The sequence below is a fragment of the Tistrella mobilis KA081020-065 genome (assembly GCF_000264455.2).
Lineage (GTDB): Bacteria > Pseudomonadota > Alphaproteobacteria > Tistrellales > Tistrellaceae > Tistrella > Tistrella mobilis.
In genome coordinates, this window is sequence record NC_017966.1 from 333,150 (window position 1) to 348,356 (window position 15,207).

A 15,207-nucleotide genomic window follows, 5' to 3' on the forward strand; every position below is an offset into this window, starting at 1 on the left:
CTCACTTGTACCAGGCCAGCTGTTCCGAGGTGGCGACCAGCGTGCCGCCCGGCGCCCAGAGCGTCACCTGCTGATCGAAGAATCCGTCATGGACCCGGCGGGCGATGGCTTCCAGCAGCAGGAACTGCCCCGCCAGCCCGTCCAGCACCTCGGGACGGGCATGGATATAAGTGGACAGCGTGACGGTCGAAATCGGCCGCGGGCCGCGGTCGAGCACGAAGACCCGGGGATAGATCGCATCGGCGAGGCCGGCGACCACCGCGGCATCCACCGCACCTGCGGGCTCCCCCTCGACCAGGGCATGGCGCAGCCAGACCAGGCTGCGGCTGGTATCGGCGCCGGTGAAGGGCGGGCCCTGAACGATCCGCATCTCATAGGCCGAGAACCAGGGCGGCAGGCTGCGGTGTGCATGGCGGGGCGCGTCTTCCGGCGCCACGGCCGCAGGCATCGCGAAGCGGGGCTCGGTGAAATCGCCGGTGTCGCGGCGGGCGGCGGCGGTGAAATTGCCGCGCGCCGCGATGGCGCCGTCCTGGATCAGATCCACCTGCCAGAACGACACCGACCGGCCGACGCGCGCCGGCGAGGTGACGATGGTGAACGGTCCCTCGGCGATCGCGCCCATGAACTGGGTCTGGGTGGCGACGATCCCGGCACCGGGGCCCGCCTCGGCCAGCCAGCCGGCGGCGGCACGCTCGGCGGCGCGGGTCAGCACCGCGGCGATCCAGCCGCCGAAGGGGCCGATCATGTTCCGCCAGACCGGGTCGGTGCGGCCCGACCAGACGCGGACGCCGTCCGCCCTTTCCTCTACCGGTTCGATCGCGAGGGATCCACGGAAGGCATCGGGGCGGCTGGTGGTCATGAGGCGTGTCTCCGGTCAGCGGCGCGTCGATGCGGGCCGTCATGTTTTTGGGGTCGGGGTTTCTTTATCATGTCTGGCTGTCCTGCGGCAGTGCGGTGTTGATGCGGCCGCAGCGCAAACGGCGGCTTGCATCTGAGAGTGATTATCAATATCACTTAACCGTAGCGCCTCGCCGCAGGGAATCCGTCCGATGTTCGCAGATCTCGCCCCGGCCTTCAGCGGCCCGTTCGACCGGTTCAGCAGATCGGTGGTCGGCCCCGGTGATCCGCGGCCGGCGCTCAGCATCCGGGCTCTGACCGCCGATCCCGAGGCGCTGGTCGAAAAGATGCTGCGCCGGCTGGCGCCCGAGGCCTCGACCCCGCAATCCCGGCGCGGCGCCGCCTCGCTCTGGACCCAGTTCTATTTTGCGCTCGTCGGCGTGCCGGTGGTGCTGGCGGCGATGCGCGGCCGCCGCCGTCTGCCGGTCGGGTTGGACGAGATGGCGGTGGTCATCGGCGAGAACGGCCTGCCGGCGGCGTTGAAACTGCCCGCCGCGGGGGCTCCCCAGCCCGATCGCGACCCGCGCGCGGCGATGGAGGCACTGATCATCGATCATTACCTGCCGGCGGTGACCGCGATGAGCCGGGCCGGCCGGCTGGCGCCCCGGCTGCTCTGGTGCAATGCCGCCGTCCGCCTGGTCTGGGCGATGGAGGCCGCGGCCGAGGCCGAGCCCGAGGACACCGAATTGGCCGGGATCGCGGCGGCAGCCCGGCAGGCGGTGATCGCGACCCCCGACCTCAGTTGCGGTGCCGCCAACCCGATGTTCGACATGTTGCTCTCGCCCAAACCGGACTCCGGCTCCAGCTATACCCGCAAGGTCTGCTGCCTGCGCTACATGATGCCGGGGGTGGCCGATTGCGGAGAAACCTGCCCGCTGCCGCCCTGCCGCACCGCATGACCATCCAGGGGATGCGCGACCGGCTGCTGGCGGCCTTCCTGGCGGAACGCCCGGCCATGCTGCGCCGGCTGACCCGTCGCACGGGGTCTGCCGCATCGGCCGAGGACATTCTACAGGATTTGTGGATGCGCGTCTCGGGTGCCGCGGGGGCCGGGCGGCTGGACGGGGTCGACAATCCGGTGGCCTATCTGAACCGGGCGGCCAACAATCTCGCCATCGACCAGGACCGCGCCGAGCAGGCCCGCCGGTTGAGCCCCGACGAAATCGACACCCTGACCACGGTAGAGAGCGAGGCACCGGGGCCCGAGCGGGCAGCGGCCGCCCGACAGGAGCTGGAGGCTCTGAAAGCAGCGCTGGCCGACCTGCCGGCGCGCCGCCGGGCGATTTTTCTGGAGGCGCGGATAGAGGAACGCCCATATCGCGAGATCGCCGCCCGCTGGGGCGTCACCACCCGCACCGTCGATGTCGAGATCCGCAAGGCGCTGGACCATTGCGCCGACCGGCTGGGGCGCCGGAGGCCGGGCCGGTGAGCGGTGGAGGCATGACAGGGCTTGGAAAAAAGTCTGGCGCGTGCGATTCGTCTGCCATACGCCCCGCACGTCTGTCACGTAAGGGGGGCGGACGCCCCCCACGGTACCAGTGCCCCGTCCGGCGCCGGCCCTGCCCCGGCCCCAGCATATGAAGGCCCCGATGTTCCGTCGCCGCCCCGATCCGGATGCCGAGGCCCTGAAGCTTGCCCGCGCCTGGATGGCCCGCCTGAAATCCGGCGAGGCCACCACCGATGATGCCGCGGCCTTCCGGGCCTGGCGTGCGGCCGATCCGGCCCACGAGGCCGCCTGGGCCGAAACGGTGCGGCTGTGGGAGGCGAGCGGCGCGGCCGCGGCGGCCGTCCGGCGCCGCGATGTCGCGCCGCGCCGGGCGATGAGCCGCCGCATGGTGCTCGGCGGCGGTGCCGTCGCCGCCTCGGCGGCGATCACCGGGCTTGGTGCGGTGCGGCTGGGGCTGCTGCCGGCACCGGCGGATCTTCTGGCCGATCATGCGACCGGCACGGGAGAGCGGCGCGAGATCACCCTGCCCGACGGCAGCCGCGCCGCGCTCGATGCCCGTACTGCACTCGATGTCGACATGGCCCCGGGCCGGCGCCGGCTGACCCTGATCCACGGCGCGGCGGTGGTGGATGTTGCAGGCGGGCTGAGCCCGGCGCTGGAAGTCCGGGCCGGCCCGGGCGTGGCGCGCGCGGACGCAGGCAGCTTCACCATCCGCCAGATCCCGGTGCCGGCCGACGATCCGGGCGGCATGCGCCGGCGGGTGGTGTGCATCGCAGGCAGCGTGTCGGTCACCGCGGGTGAAACCCGCGAGCTTCTGCCCGGTCAGGCGGTCGATTACGACGACACCGGCTGCGGCCCGGTGGTGGGCGCCGATGCCGCACTCGAAACCGCGTGGCGGCAGGGGCTGATGGTGTTCCGCGACCGGCGGGTGGATGAGATCGTCTTCGAGCTGAACCGCTATCGTCCCGGCCGGGTTATCCTGCTGGACGACACCGCCGCCGCCCGTCGGTTGAGCGGCGTGTTCCACCTTGACCGCACCGACGAGGTGGTTGCCCATCTGGAACGCATGCTGGCCCTGCCGACCCGCGACCTGCCCGGCGGCATCGTGCTGATCGGCTGACCGGTACCGGTCTCGTATGAAGTTTCGATGACATCCGGGACGAGGCCGCCACGGCCCCTTGGATCAGGCCCCGTGCAGGCGTATGAGGGCGGCGGTTCCACCCCTTCATCGGCCCCTTCATCGGATGCTCCGCCCATGGCCCCCCGCCCTATGCCACCCGAACGCCCCCTGCCTGCCGAACGCCCGAAACTTGCCGAAACCGTGATCGACGAGACCGCCAGCCTGCGCGAGGTGGCGCTGGGACGCAGTTGCGAGGTGCTGGCGCGATCGGCGCTCGAATACTGCACGCTCGGCGATTACAGCTATCTGGGGCCCGATTGCATGGTGGCGGATGCCGAAATCGGCCGGTTCTGCGCCATTGCGGCGCGAGTCCGGATCGGCGCGCCCAACCATCCGATGGACCGGCCGAGCCTGCACCGCTTTACCTATTGCCCGGAATATTACGATGCCCGGGCCAGCCGCGACGCTGGCTTCTTTACCGACCGTCATGCCGACCGGGTCCGCATCGGCCATGACGTCTGGATCGGCCATGGCGTGACCGTGCTGCCGGGCGTGACGGTGGGCGACGGTGCGGTGCTGGCGGCGGGCGCCGTGGTCACGAAGGACGTGGCCCCCTATACCATCGTTGGCGGCGTGCCGGCGAAACCGCTCCGCGAGCGGTTTTCGCGCGAGGTCGCGGCGCGGCTCGCCCGGATCGCGTGGTGGAACTGGCCCTTCGAGGTCATTCTGGAGCGGCTGGAGGATTTCCGGTCGGATGACATCGAAGGGTTCTGTGACCGGTGGGATCCTGCCCACGACGGCCTGGGGTGAGGTCAGGCGGGCAGATCTGCCACCGCGGCGCCGATCCGCTCGATCGCCTGGCGCAGCACCTCGTCGGCGGCAGCGAAAGACAGGCGCAGATGGCCGGGGCTGCCGAAAGCGGCCCCGGGCACCAGGGCGATGCGGGCCTCGTCCAGCAGCCACCGCGCCACGGCCCGGTCGTCGCCGAGCCGGGTGCCGCTGCGCGTGGTCCGGCCGATCAGCCCGCCGATATCGGCAAAAGCATAGAAGGCGCCGTCGGGGGCCGGGCAGCTTATGCCGTCGATCGCGTCCAGCCCGGCGGTGACCAGCCGGCGGCGGCGGTCGAACACCGCCAGATGATCGGCCAGCACCTCCTGCGGCCCGTCGAGTGCCGCGGCCGCCGCCGCCTGCGACGGCGTGGCGGCGCCGGATGTGCTCTGGCTCTGCACGGCCGCCATGGCCTGGATCAGCGGGGCGGGGCCCGCCCCCCAGCCGATCCGCCAGCCGGTCATGGCATAGGCCTTGGAGACACCGTTGACGGTCAGCACCCGATCCGCCAGATCGGGCGCCGCTTCGGCCATGGTCGCAAAGCGGCGGCCGTCATAGATGATGTGTTCGTAGATGTCGTCCGACAGCACCCAGACTTGCGGATGATCGCAAAGAACCGCCGCCAGGGCCTTGAGATCGCTCGCTGAATAAACCGCACCGCAGGGGTTGGACGGCGCGTTCAGGATCAGCCAGCGGGTCTTCGGCGTGATCGCGGCTGCGAGTGCCTCAGGGGTCAGCCGGAAGCCGTCCTCGGCCCGCATGCGGGGCGAGACCACCCGCCCGCCGGCCAGCGCCACCTGGTCCAGATAGGATGTCCAGAACGGCGCCGGCACGATGACCTCGTCCCCTTCGTCCAGCGTCGCCATCAGCGCATTGTGGATCACCTGCTTGGCGCCCGAGCCGACGATGATGTTGGCGGGCGTCAGATCCAGCCGGTTGTCGCGGGCATGTTTGGCGATGATCGCGGCCTTCAGCGCGGCGGTACCAGTGAGCGGCGCATAGCGCGTGGCGCCGGCCTCCACCGCGGCCGCGGCGGCCTCTCTGATATGGGCGGGGGTCGGCAGGTCCGGCTCACCGGCGGCCAGCACGATCACGTCGCCACCCATCGCCTGCGCCCGGGCGCCGATCGCCAGAATCTCGGACACGCCGATCCCGCCCAGCCGCCGGGCCGCGCGAAAGCCGTAAGAAGCCTGTCCGGCCGCCCTGGTGGCGCCGGTGGTGTCGGTCATGGACATGTCGGGTCTCCGGAGGAGAAGAGCGGGGGGTGGGGGTAAGAAAAAGGCGGGTGCCGTGTGGTGTGGCGACCCGCCTTGCCTGTGCGTCATGGGGGGCAGATCCCCCCCTCCTCAGATATCGAAGGTGACGCCCTGGGCGAGCGGCAGCGTGCTGCCGTAATTGATGGTGTTGGTCGCCCGGCGCATATAGGCCTTCCAGGCGTCGGAGCCCGCCTCGCGGCCGCCGCCGGTTTCCTTTTCGCCGCCGAAGGCGCCGCCGATTTCGGCGCCCGAGGGGCCGATATTGACATTGGCGATGCCGCAATCGGATCCGGCGGCCGACAGGAAGCGTTCGGCGTCGCGCAGATCATTGGTGAAGATCGACGAGGCCAGGCCCTGGGGCACGTCGTTCTGGGCGGCGATCGCCTCGGCCAGATCGTCATGGCGCAGCACGTAGAGGATCGGCGCGAAGGTCTCGTGACGGACGATATCGGCCTGGGCCGGCATCTCGACCAGGGCCGGGCGGCGATACTGGCCCTGGCCCATCACCTCGACCACCTCGCCGCCATGGACGGTGCCGCCGGCGGCGCGGGCCGCCTCCAGCGCGGCATCCATGGCGCGGGCGGCATCGGCATCGATCAGCGGCCCGACCAGCACCCCGGCCTCGCGCGGGTCGCCGACCTTCACCGAGGCATAGGCGGCCTTCAGCCGGGTGACGAAGCCGTCATAGATCGAGCCATGCAGGAACAGGCGGCGCAGCGTGGTGCAGCGCTGGCCGGCGGTGCCCATGGCGGCGAAAGCGATGCCGCGCAGCGCCAGTTCCAGATCGGCCGAAGGCTGCAGGATCGCGGCATTGTTGCCGCCGAGTTCCAGGATGGCCCGACCGAAACGTTCCGCGACCCGGGGGCCGACCTTGCGGCCCATGGCGGTGGAGCCGGTGGCGGAAATCACCGGCACCCGGCGGTCGTCGACCAGCTTTTCGCCGATCTCGCGCCCGCCGATCAGCAGCGAGGCCAGCCCTGCGGGCACCTTGCCATGGCGCCTGGCCGCCTTTTCGAACAGGGCGGTGACGGCCAGCGCGGTCAGCAGGGTCTTTTCCGACGGCTTCCAGATCACCGGGTCGCCGCAGACGAAGGCGAGTGCGGCATTCCACGACCAGACCGCGACCGGGAAGTTGAAGGCGGTGATCACGCCCACCGGGCCGATCGGGTGCCAGGTTTCCATCATCCGGTGGTCCGGGCGCTCGGTGGCGATGGTCAGGCCGTGGAGCTGACGCGACAGGCCGACCGCGAAGTCGCAGATGTCGATCATCTCCTGAACCTCGCCCAGCCCCTCGGCCGGCACCTTGCCGGCTTCCAGGGTCACCAGCCGGCCCAGATCTTCCTTGGCGGCGCGCAGCTCTTCGCCCAGCAGGGCGACCAGCCGGCCGCGCTCGGGCGCCGGCACCAGGCGCCAGGCCTTGAAGGCCTCTGCCGCGCCGGCGATCGCCGCCTCGGCCTCGGCCGGGGTGGTGTCGGTCAGCCGGGCGATCTCGGCACCGTCCAGCGGCGAGCGGGCGATGCGGTCACCGCCCGACAGCCGCGCCGGATCCACCCCCAATCGGGCGAGGACGGCACGGGCATCGTCGGCAGGGCTGAGCCGGGTCTCGGTCTCGCGGGTCATGGCGCTCTGAACTCCTGGGTCGTGATCTTGTCCGGACGCGCCGGGCCGCCTCTTCAGGACGGGCCGACCGGCGCAATGGGCTGGCGGCATCATAGGGCGGGGCGGGGCGGCAGGCACGTGGCATTCGTGCCTGCCGAGGGGCGCACCCGATCATTCCCTGGGGAAATGATACCGTTAAAACAATAAATTACGGGCGAGAACTCGCGTTCCGACGTCAGAACCCGCCGCATCGGGCCGATGGCCACCCATCGGCCCAGCCGCCATTGAGGCGGCGGCCAAGGCCACGGTAGTGGCCGCCCGGCGAGGGACTAACAGACTCCGGCGGCCAAGGCCACGGTAGCGCCCGCCCGGCGAGGGCCAAACAGACTCCTACGCCGCCGCGGTCATCTTGAAGATGCCCTGGGCATTGCTGCTGTCGAAGCCCAGATCCAGCCGCCGGCCGGTTTCGGTCGCCAGTGTGTCGGGCAGGGGGTCGCGGGTGATGAACTCGTAGAAGCTGCCCGGCACGATGCGGGTGACGGTGGCGCCCGCCGCATCCCGGAACGGCCGTGCCACCTCGGCGGCGCGATAGGCAGTCTGGCGCACCCGGCCCGAGGCCGAGACTTCGACCTTGTCCTTGATCGGCCGGCCGGCGGCGCGCTCGGCCTCGGCCAGGGCGTCGACATCGGCCACGCGGTCGGTGGCGTGGTTGAAGGCGTTGCCCTCGGTCGCGATCCAGGCCATTTCGGCCGACTGCGCCTTCAACGCCTCGTAATCGGCCAGCGCCGGCACCCCGTGCTGGCGGTCGAAACAGGCGACCAGCACCGGCAGCAGGGCGGTTGCGGTCTCGATGTCCAGCGTGCCTTCCGCCGCCAGCCGGTCCAGCGCGGCGGCGGCCTCAGCCGTCAGCGGATCGCGCGAACTGCCGGTCACCCGCAGCACCGCCGCCTCGAAATCGGGGCCGAAGCGTTCGGGGTGCAGCTCGCTCACGAAGAACTGGGCGATGTCCTCGGGCAGATCTTTCTGGGCATAGGACCGGCCGGTCATCTTCAGCCGGTCGAGCGGATAATGCCCGACCTGGGCATAGCCCAGCGGCTCCAGGATGCGGGTGATCGCGGCTTCGCCGGCCGGCAGGGCGCCCTGGCCGGCCATCGCCACCGTGCGCACGGCGCCGTGATCGTGGCAGAGCGTGCCGCCGGCCGCCACCCGTTCCGCCACATAGGCCGCCGCGGCCGGCACCCGGTCGATCAGATCGGCGAAGAGCAGCATGTTCAGCGCCTGGGCGATCACGGCGCGCGAGGCGCGGTCGCCGGTGGCGCCGGCCAGCGCCGGATGCACGACCATGGTGGTCATCAGGCCGTCGGTCCGCGCGGGGCCGGCGACGGAGGCGACGAGGCGGTGGAGCACGGTCGTGTCACGGGCGGTCATCTGCACACTCATTCCTGATGGGCCGGAAAGCCCTGACGGGCGATGTCTCGGATGTCGGGCCGCGGGGGGTGCCCGACGCCAGGGATCGTGCGATACTGACGGCTGGTTTGGGAAACGATGAATAATGGGGAGGTCATGAGTTTCGGGAATGATCTGCCGTCGAAGCGCGGGCTGATCCCGTCGCTCGGCGCGCTGCTGGCTTTCGAGGCCGCCGCCCGGCATGAGAGCTTCACCCGCGCCGCCACCGAGCTGAACCTCACCCAGGGCGCCGTCAGCCGCCAGATCCGCCAGATCGAGGATCAGCTTGGTCTGGCGCTGTTCGTGCGCGTGCGCCAACGGGTCACGCTCACCGATGCCGGCCGGCTCTATCTGGGCGATGTCCGCCGCGCCCTGGTCGATCTGGGCGAGGCGACCCACCGGGTGATGGCGCTGGCCGGCCGCGGCCGGATCCTGAACCTCGCCACGCTGCCCACCTTCGCCACCCGCTGGCTGGTGCCGCGGCTGCCGGATTTTTTCGCCCGCCATCCTGATATCTCGATCAATTTCTCGACCCGGCTGTCGCCCTTCGATTTCACGGCCGATCCCTTCGATGCCGCGATCCATTACGGCCGTGCCGACTGGGCCGGCGCCACCGCGCACCATCTGATGCGCGAGGTGATCGTGCCGGTCGCAAGCCCGGTCTGGCGCGCCGCCCATGCCCCCGACCGCCTGGAAGACCTGGCCCGCCTGCCGCTGCTGCAGCAATCCACCCGCCCGGCCGCCTGGCCGGCCTGGTTCGCGGCTCAGGGGCTGGAGGCCCCGGAAACCGTGCGCGGCATGGTCTTCGAACAGTTCGCGATGATCGCCCAGGCGGCTGCCTCGGGTCTCGGCGCCGCCCTGCTGCCCCGCCTGCTGATCGAAGACGACCTCGCCACCGGCCGCCTCGAAGTCCTGTTCGACCGCGCGATCGTGCCCGACGAGGCCTATTGGATCGTCATCCCCGACGCCAAGGCCGGCCAGCCGGCGGTGGAGGCGTTCCGGCGGTGGATTGTGGGGGCAGCGGGGCATTCCGAGGGCGGGTCGTAACAAATCGTGGACGGCCCTCGCGTGCGGGATCTTCCGGCCCCACACTCATGTTGAACAAGGCGGGGACACATCCGCCCTCGACGAACAACGGAGCATCGAGCGCCATGATCAAGACCATGTTGGGAGCGGCCGGCACGCCTGCGCTGGCGGTAGAGACCGTACCGGCCCTGAGAGAGGTGCGGGTGGGGGAGGTGCTGGATGGGGTGGTGGAGATCGAAGGCGGGGTTGCGGCCCTGCATATCGCGCGGGTGACGCTGGATCTGGTGGTCAGGGCCCTGATCCATCCCGATCCGCGCCGGCAGCCGAAAGGTGAGGGGGAGGCGGGTGAGGGGGAGCACGCGCCCGAGCCCCATCACGGTCTGATCATGATCGCGGCCGAGACCATCGCCACCGATCTGACGCTCGACCCCGGCAGCTGCTGGCCCTGCCGTTCGCGATCGAGATCCCGGCCCATGCGCCGCTGTCGCTGGGCGTGTCCACCGCCGGGCTGCGCACGCGGGTGGAGGTGGATGGCGCCCAGGACGGCGCCGATGGCGACGCCATCCGCATTCTGCCCGATCGCTGGACCGGTGCGGTGCTCGATGCCATGGAGCATCTGGATTTCCGCCTGGCCGAGGCCGAGGTGGAGCATGTGCCGGGCGATGCCTGCCCCTTCTTCCAGACCTTCGTCTTCCGGCCGATGTCGCTGCGCGATCTGCGGGTGGAATGCATCGACCTCGCCTTCCGCCCCCGGGACCATGGCGTGCATGTCGACATCGTGGTCGACAATCGCGGCAGCCTGTTCACCGCCGCCCGCGAAAGCCGGGTCGGGCTCGATATCGACGACGAGCTGCTCGACATGGGCACCGATGCCGTGGCCGGGCTGCTGCGGGAGGAAATCGACCGGCTGAAAGGCCCGATCGTCGCCTGAGCGGGGCGGCTGCGGTCCGGATTCGTGCGGTCTGCGAACATCGACCGCAGGTCGTGCACATCATCTTGACCATGCGGGGGTTCGACCGTGAGATGGGCGCATCCCTGGCCCATACGGAACCCCGCCCGATGATCGACAAACAGGTCCCCGACCCCGCCACCGCGGTGGCCGACATCCCCGACGGTGCCACCGTCCTGATCGGCGGCTTCGGCGAGGCCGGCAGCCCGATCGAGCTGATCCATGCGCTGATCGACCAGGGCGCCCGCGATCTTGTGGTGGTCAACAACAACACCGGCAATGGCCGCGTCGGTCTGGCGGCGCTGATCGGCGCAGGCCGGGTGCGGAAGATGATCTGTTCCTACCCGCGCTCGTCGAATTCCGAAACCTTCCCCGATCTGTACCGGGCGGGAAAGATCGAGCTGGAACTCGTCCCCCAGGGCACGCTGGCCGAGCGGATCCGCGCGGGCGGTGCCGGCATTCCCGCCTTCTTCACCGCAACCGGCGTCGGCACCGTGCTGGCCGAGGGCAAGGAGGTCCGCGAGATCCGCGGCCGCCGCTATGTGCTGGAAGAGGCGATCACCGCCGATTACGCCCTGGTGCGGGCCGAGCGCGCCGACCGGCTGGGCAATCTGGTCTACAACAAGGCGGCGCGCAATTTCGGCCCGATCATGTGCCAGGCGGCCCGGGTCGCGATCGTCCAGGTCCGCGAGATCGTCGCCGTCGGCGCCATCGATCCGGAACACGTCATCACCCCCGGCATCTTCGTCGACCGGGTGGTCGCCATCGCCGATCCGGCGCAGGAATCCGTATTGGTTGCCCGCGGGGAGCAGTATCCATGACCACCGCCACCAGCACCTTCCCCCGCGGCATCTCCCGCGATGCCATGGCCCGCCGCGCGGCGCTGGACATCCCCGACGGCGCCGTGGTCAATCTGGGCATCGGCATTCCGGAACTGGTCGCGGGCCATGTGCCGGCCGGGCGCGATGTGATCTATCACACCGAGAACGGCATTCTGGGCTTCGGCCCGCCGCCCGAACCCGGGGCCGAAGACCCCGAGCTGATCAATGCCGGCAAGAAACCGGTCACCCTGCTGCCGGGTGCCGCCTTCTTTCACCATGCCGACAGTTTCGCGATGATCCGCGGCGGGCATATCGACATCTGCATCCTGGGTGCGATGCAGGTGGCGGCCAATGGCGACCTCGCGAACTGGTCGACCGGGGCCGCCGATGCGGTGCCGGCGGTGGGCGGGGCGATGGATCTGGTGGCCGGCGTGCGCCGGGTCTTCGTCATCACCGAGCATGTCACCCGCGACGGCGCGCCCAAGCTGCTCGATGCCTGCACCTATCCGCTGACCGGAGCCGGCGTCGTCCACCGCATCTTCACCAATCTGGCGGTCATCGACGTCACGCCCGAGGGCTTCCTGCTCCGCGAGCATGCGCCGGAGGTCTCCGTCGACACCATCCGCGCGCTCACCGGTGCGCCGCTGGCGCTGGCGGCGGACCTGCAGGTGATCGGCTGATGCATCAGGATGTCGGCAACAGGAAGACGATCGTCTGATCATGGAAGCCTTTGCCGATGTCGATGCCGGCCTTGCCGATGTCGATGCCGGCCGGATGATCGATCATCAGCGCGTTCAGGCCCGGGCCGGCAGCCTTGACGGTCCCGTGGCGCTCTCACTCCGTCATTGAAGGGGCGCCGGCCGGGTGGCGGCACCGCCATCATCCCACGCAACCTGCGCCGGCAAAAATATGCCTGCGGTTGTAAAAAAATCGCGCCACCCCCTGAAAATTCCCGCCGGCCATCCGTCTCCTCTGGTACTGCAAATGAGAATCGTTTGCATTATTACAACCAGCAGAGGTGAAACGGCATGAGCTGGGGCGACGAGACCACCGTGTTCGACGTGGTGATCAACCACGAGGAGCAGTACTCGATCTGGCCGAGCTACAAGCCCATTCCGGAGGGCTGGCGCGCGGTCGGCAAGCAGGGTCCGAAGGCCGACTGCCTCGCCTATATCGACGAGGTCTGGACCGATATGCGGCCGCTGAGCCTGCGCCGCGCCATGGCGGCGCGCGAGGCGGAGCAGGCTGCCGGCGCCGCGCCCGCGGCGTCGTGATCCGAACCCCTTCCTGACGCGCTCCCCGCCTGTGAAGGGTCAGGTCATCGTGAATGCCACCACTCCCCCTCTCGCTGCCGATCTTGTGATCGGCAGTCTTCAGGCCGGCGCCACCCGGATCGTGACGGTCGAGGCGGCCGGCGCCGGGCCGGCGGCGGAGAGGCTGGATGCGCTGCGCCATCTGGCCGATCGCCATGTCGAGACCGCCGGCGGGTTGCTGATCCGCGGGCTCGATGTTTCGGATGCCGCCGCCTTCCACGCGCTCGCCCGCGGTTTCGGCCATGATCTGCTGGCCTATGAATTCGGCTCCACCCCGCGCAGCCGGGTGGGGCGGGGGTCTATTCCTCCACCGAATATCCGGCGCATCAGTGGATCCCCCAGCATAACGAGCAGTCCTATACCGACCGCTGGGCGATGCGGATCTGGTTCTTCTGCGATGTGGCGCCCGAGGATCGGGGCGAGACCCCGCTCGCCGATGCCCGTGCGGTGCTGGCCCGGATCGATCCCGCGATCCGGCGCCGTTTCGCGCGCCATGGCGTGATGTATGTCCGCAATTACGGCGGCGGGCTGGACCTTCCCTGGGAACAGGTCTTCGGCACCGACGACCCGGCCCTTGTGGAGCGGACCTGCCGCGCCCGCGGCATCGCCTGGGAGTGGCAGGAGGACGGCCGCCTGCGCACCCGCCAGGTCTGTGCGTCGGAAGCCGTGCATCCGCGCACCGGCGAGACGGTCTGGTTCAACCAGGCCCATCTCTTCCACGTCTCGGCGCTGGAGCCCGATCTGCGCGAGACCCTGCTCGCCGTGGTCGACGAGGAGGACCTGCCCCGCAACGCCTGCTATGGCGACGGCAGCCCGATCGAGGATGCGGTGCTGGACGAGATCCGCGCCGCCTATGCGGCCGAGATGCTGCGTTTCCCCTGGAAGCGTGGCGATGTCCTGATGCTCGACAACATGCTGATGACCCATGGCCGGGCCCCGTTTACGGGGCCGCGGCGGATCCTGGTCGCCATGGCCGAGCCCTGGGGCGCCACCGGCCCCGCCTGATCCCGCCTGATCCTCCCCTCCCATCCGACCCTCACGGCATTTCCGAACGGGAGACCCCTGCCATGCCCGCGACACCCCTCTTCAGCTTCGCCCCGCGCGCCGCCGAGGCCGATGACCAGCTCGATCTGATCCGCAGCTTCGCCGACCTTCACCCCTATCGCAGCGCAATGGTGGAAGAGCTTGTTCTGGATGAGGATTTCTACCGCCGGCCGCTGCGCCCCGAAGACCTGTCCTTCATCCGCTTCGACGAGCCGGTCACGCCGGATACCGTCACCCTGCTGCCCTCTCTCGCCTCGCACCGCCTGCTGCTGTCGATCAACGAGCTGGATGTCGCCCGGCTGCCGCGGGACGGTGCGCCCGAGGCCTTTGCCGCATTCGACCATTTCTACGGCGAGGAAAGCCGCCTGCTGGGCGGCCGCATCCGGCCCTTCCTGGAGGATTTCGTCTTCGACCATCTGGCCGCGGGCGAGGCCCCGGTGGCGCCGGCCGATCAGACCCGGCTGCTTCGCGACGTGCTGAACCGCGAGGCCGGCTTTCTCGGCACGCTCTTTGCCCATCTGAAGCGCGCCGATTATCTGGAAGAGGGCATGCGCTTCGCCCTGATCCAGCACTGGTGCCTGGCCGAAAGCCGGCGGCTTGCCATGTCGCGTGCCCGGGCCGGCGGCTGGTTCGGGCCGTTGGGCGACGGTGCGCCGCGCCTTGTGCTCGATGCCGTCGACGACCGGGCGATCGCGCGGCTGGCGCGACGCTGCGGCGTCGACCTCAAACCCCATTCCTACTGGCAGTTCTATCTGTCGACCAGCATGGCGCGCGCCAATCTGCTGCACGCGCTCGCCCGCCGTCCCGATCGGGCGCTGGCGCTCTGGGGCGCCGGTTTCGCGGCCGAGGCCGAATGGATCGCCTTCGGCTGCCTGCTGGCCCAGGCGGGCGAGGCGCTGGGCATCGAGGGGGCGACGCCTGCCGGCCACAACCGCCACCCGGCCGAGGCGCTGGAAGATCTGGGCCGCCGCTTCGGCCGCGCGCTCGAACTCGCCGAGGCCCGCTGGGGCGAGGAAGGTCTGGCGCGGATCGGCCAGGGGCTGGCGGCGGCGTCCCGCCTGCGCGATGCCGCCGAGCGCGATCTGGGCGAGCAGCTGGAATGGCTCTCGGCCATCCCGGCCTATCGCGAGATCGCGGGGAAGATCGATGCCCGCATCCAGGCCGAATGCCCCGATATCGACCGCGAGACCTTCGTCGAGCCGCGCGAGATGTGCTCCACCACCCATGTCCATGACGACTACCGGCTGGTCGCGATCGAGACCGGCGACATGGTGTTCTGGGGCAATCTCGGCATGGAGCTGAAGCTTGCACCCAGCGAGATGGTGCTGGTGCCCATGGGCCGGCTGCACGGCTCCTCGATCCTCTCCGAGGAATGCGTCTACCACCAGCCGATCATCCCCGAGGAATGGATACATCCGCTGGTTGCAGATCTGAAGCTCGGCGCCCGCGCCTGAGCCGTTT

Annotated in this window: 15 protein-coding genes and 2 pseudogenes; 13 read left to right on the forward strand and 4 right to left on the reverse strand. The window is 70.0% G+C overall.

The window, feature by feature from the left end:
* Position 1: 1 nt before the first annotated feature.
* A complete protein-coding gene (locus TMO_RS22315) occupies positions 2 to 859 on the reverse strand; it encodes a thioesterase family protein (protein ID WP_014753067.1) in 858 nt (285 codons plus the stop codon).
* Positions 860 to 1,049: 190 nt separating this feature from the next.
* Between TMO_RS22315 and fhuF the strand changes: the two genes are divergently transcribed.
* The 4 genes from fhuF (at position 1,050) to TMO_RS22335 (ending at position 4,274) form a co-directional block, all read left to right on the forward strand.
* Complete coding sequence (gene fhuF, locus TMO_RS22320) at positions 1,050 to 1,796, forward strand: siderophore-iron reductase FhuF (RefSeq protein ID WP_014753068.1); 747 nt, start codon at positions 1,050 to 1,052, stop codon at positions 1,794 to 1,796.
* Positions 1,793 to 2,326 (forward strand): RNA polymerase sigma factor, encoded by a 534-nt coding sequence (locus TMO_RS22325; protein ID WP_051045588.1) that lies wholly within the window; start codon positions 1,793 to 1,795, stop codon positions 2,324 to 2,326. Before fhuF ends, TMO_RS22325 begins: the two co-directional genes overlap by 4 nt.
* Before the next feature lie 160 nt (positions 2,327 to 2,486).
* Positions 2,487 to 3,464 (forward strand): FecR family protein, encoded by a 978-nt coding sequence (locus tag TMO_RS22330; protein ID WP_014753070.1) that lies wholly within the window; start codon positions 2,487 to 2,489, stop codon positions 3,462 to 3,464.
* Positions 3,465 to 3,599: 135 nt separating this feature from the next.
* The gene (locus TMO_RS22335; protein WP_145978372.1) at positions 3,600 to 4,274 is read left to right on the forward strand and encodes a DapH/DapD/GlmU-related protein; all 675 of its coding nucleotides are present in this window, start codon (positions 3,600 to 3,602) and stop codon (positions 4,272 to 4,274) included.
* Between the two features lie 2 nt (positions 4,275 to 4,276).
* On the opposite strand, the gene TMO_RS22340 is transcribed toward TMO_RS22335, so the two are convergent.
* The 3 genes from TMO_RS22340 to TMO_RS22350 all read right to left on the reverse strand — a co-directional run bounded on the left by TMO_RS22340 (position 4,277) and on the right by TMO_RS22350 (position 8,575).
* Positions 4,277 to 5,527: a pyridoxal phosphate-dependent aminotransferase gene (locus TMO_RS22340; protein WP_014753072.1), complete on the reverse strand. Its 1,251-nt coding sequence runs from the start codon at positions 5,525 to 5,527 to the stop codon at positions 4,277 to 4,279.
* A 111-nt stretch (positions 5,528 to 5,638) separates the two neighbouring features.
* A complete protein-coding gene (locus TMO_RS22345) occupies positions 5,639 to 7,168 on the reverse strand; it encodes an aldehyde dehydrogenase family protein (RefSeq protein ID WP_014753073.1) in 1,530 nt (509 codons plus the stop codon).
* A 369-nt stretch (positions 7,169 to 7,537) separates the two neighbouring features.
* Positions 7,538 to 8,575: a 2-oxoadipate dioxygenase/decarboxylase family protein gene (locus TMO_RS22350; protein ID WP_081599057.1), complete on the reverse strand. Its 1,038-nt coding sequence runs from the start codon at positions 8,573 to 8,575 to the stop codon at positions 7,538 to 7,540.
* Positions 8,576 to 8,710: 135 nt separating this feature from the next.
* Between TMO_RS22350 and gcvA the strand changes: the two genes are divergently transcribed.
* The 9 genes and pseudogenes from gcvA (at position 8,711) to TMO_RS22385 (ending at position 15,200) form a co-directional block, all read left to right on the forward strand.
* Complete coding sequence (gene gcvA / locus TMO_RS22355) at positions 8,711 to 9,640, forward strand: transcriptional regulator GcvA (protein ID WP_014753075.1); 930 nt, start codon at positions 8,711 to 8,713, stop codon at positions 9,638 to 9,640.
* Between the two features lie 116 nt (positions 9,641 to 9,756).
* Positions 9,757 to 9,909 (forward strand): annotated as a pseudogene (locus tag TMO_RS32950) (sporulation protein); the annotation flags it as partial.
* Between the two features lie 146 nt (positions 9,910 to 10,055).
* Positions 10,056 to 10,550, forward strand: coding sequence for a sporulation protein (locus tag TMO_RS32680; protein ID WP_416069014.1), 495 nt, complete (start codon positions 10,056 to 10,058; stop codon positions 10,548 to 10,550).
* A gap of 128 nt (positions 10,551 to 10,678) precedes the next feature.
* Positions 10,679 to 11,389, forward strand: a complete 711-nt coding sequence (locus tag TMO_RS22365) for a 3-oxoacid CoA-transferase subunit A (protein WP_014753078.1) — start codon at positions 10,679 to 10,681, stop codon at positions 11,387 to 11,389.
* Positions 11,386 to 12,069, forward strand: a complete 684-nt coding sequence (locus TMO_RS22370; protein WP_014753079.1) for a 3-oxoacid CoA-transferase subunit B — start codon at positions 11,386 to 11,388, stop codon at positions 12,067 to 12,069. Before TMO_RS22365 ends, TMO_RS22370 begins: the two co-directional genes overlap by 4 nt.
* Positions 12,070 to 12,109: 40 nt before the next feature.
* Positions 12,110 to 12,238, forward strand: a complete 129-nt coding sequence (locus TMO_RS32685) for a hypothetical protein (RefSeq protein ID WP_267020629.1) — start codon at positions 12,110 to 12,112, stop codon at positions 12,236 to 12,238.
* A gap of 179 nt (positions 12,239 to 12,417) precedes the next feature.
* The gene (locus TMO_RS22375; RefSeq protein ID WP_014753080.1) at positions 12,418 to 12,663 is read left to right on the forward strand and encodes an MbtH family protein; all 246 of its coding nucleotides are present in this window, start codon (positions 12,418 to 12,420) and stop codon (positions 12,661 to 12,663) included.
* 49 nt (positions 12,664 to 12,712) lie between these two features.
* Positions 12,713 to 13,707 (forward strand): annotated as a pseudogene (locus TMO_RS22380) (TauD/TfdA family dioxygenase).
* Between the two features lie 62 nt (positions 13,708 to 13,769).
* Positions 13,770 to 15,200 carry a hypothetical protein gene (locus TMO_RS22385; protein WP_014753082.1) on the forward strand — a complete coding sequence of 477 codons (1,431 nt, stop codon included), beginning with the start codon at positions 13,770 to 13,772 and terminating at the stop codon, positions 15,198 to 15,200.
* The last annotated feature ends 7 nt before the right edge of the window (positions 15,201 to 15,207 follow it).

Excerpts from the sequence above, each read along its gene's own strand:
- TMO_RS22315 (WP_014753067.1), bottom strand. The coding sequence starts at position 859 with ATGACCACCAGCCGCCCCGATGCCTTCCGTGGATCCCTCGCGATCGAA.
- fhuF (WP_014753068.1), top strand. The coding sequence starts at position 1,050 with ATGTTCGCAGATCTCGCCCCGGCCTTCAGCGGCCCGTTCGACCGGTTC.
- TMO_RS22325 (WP_051045588.1), top strand. The coding sequence starts at position 1,793 with ATGACCATCCAGGGGATGCGCGACCGGCTGCTGGCGGCCTTCCTGGCG.
- TMO_RS22330 (WP_014753070.1), top strand. The coding sequence starts at position 2,487 with ATGTTCCGTCGCCGCCCCGATCCGGATGCCGAGGCCCTGAAGCTTGCC.
- TMO_RS22335 (WP_145978372.1), top strand. The coding sequence starts at position 3,600 with ATGGCCCCCCGCCCTATGCCACCCGAACGCCCCCTGCCTGCCGAACGC.
- TMO_RS22340 (WP_014753072.1), bottom strand. The coding sequence starts at position 5,527 with ATGTCCATGACCGACACCACCGGCGCCACCAGGGCGGCCGGACAGGCT.
- TMO_RS22345 (WP_014753073.1), bottom strand. The coding sequence starts at position 7,168 with ATGACCCGCGAGACCGAGACCCGGCTCAGCCCTGCCGACGATGCCCGT.
- TMO_RS22350 (WP_081599057.1), bottom strand. The coding sequence starts at position 8,575 with ATGACCGCCCGTGACACGACCGTGCTCCACCGCCTCGTCGCCTCCGTC.
- gcvA (WP_014753075.1), top strand. The coding sequence starts at position 8,711 with ATGAGTTTCGGGAATGATCTGCCGTCGAAGCGCGGGCTGATCCCGTCG.
- TMO_RS22365 (WP_014753078.1), top strand. The coding sequence starts at position 10,679 with ATGATCGACAAACAGGTCCCCGACCCCGCCACCGCGGTGGCCGACATC.
- TMO_RS22370 (WP_014753079.1), top strand. The coding sequence starts at position 11,386 with ATGACCACCGCCACCAGCACCTTCCCCCGCGGCATCTCCCGCGATGCC.
- TMO_RS32685 (WP_267020629.1), top strand. The coding sequence starts at position 12,110 with ATGGAAGCCTTTGCCGATGTCGATGCCGGCCTTGCCGATGTCGATGCC.
- TMO_RS22375 (WP_014753080.1), top strand. The coding sequence starts at position 12,418 with ATGAGCTGGGGCGACGAGACCACCGTGTTCGACGTGGTGATCAACCAC.
- TMO_RS22385 (WP_014753082.1), top strand. The coding sequence starts at position 13,770 with ATGCCCGCGACACCCCTCTTCAGCTTCGCCCCGCGCGCCGCCGAGGCC.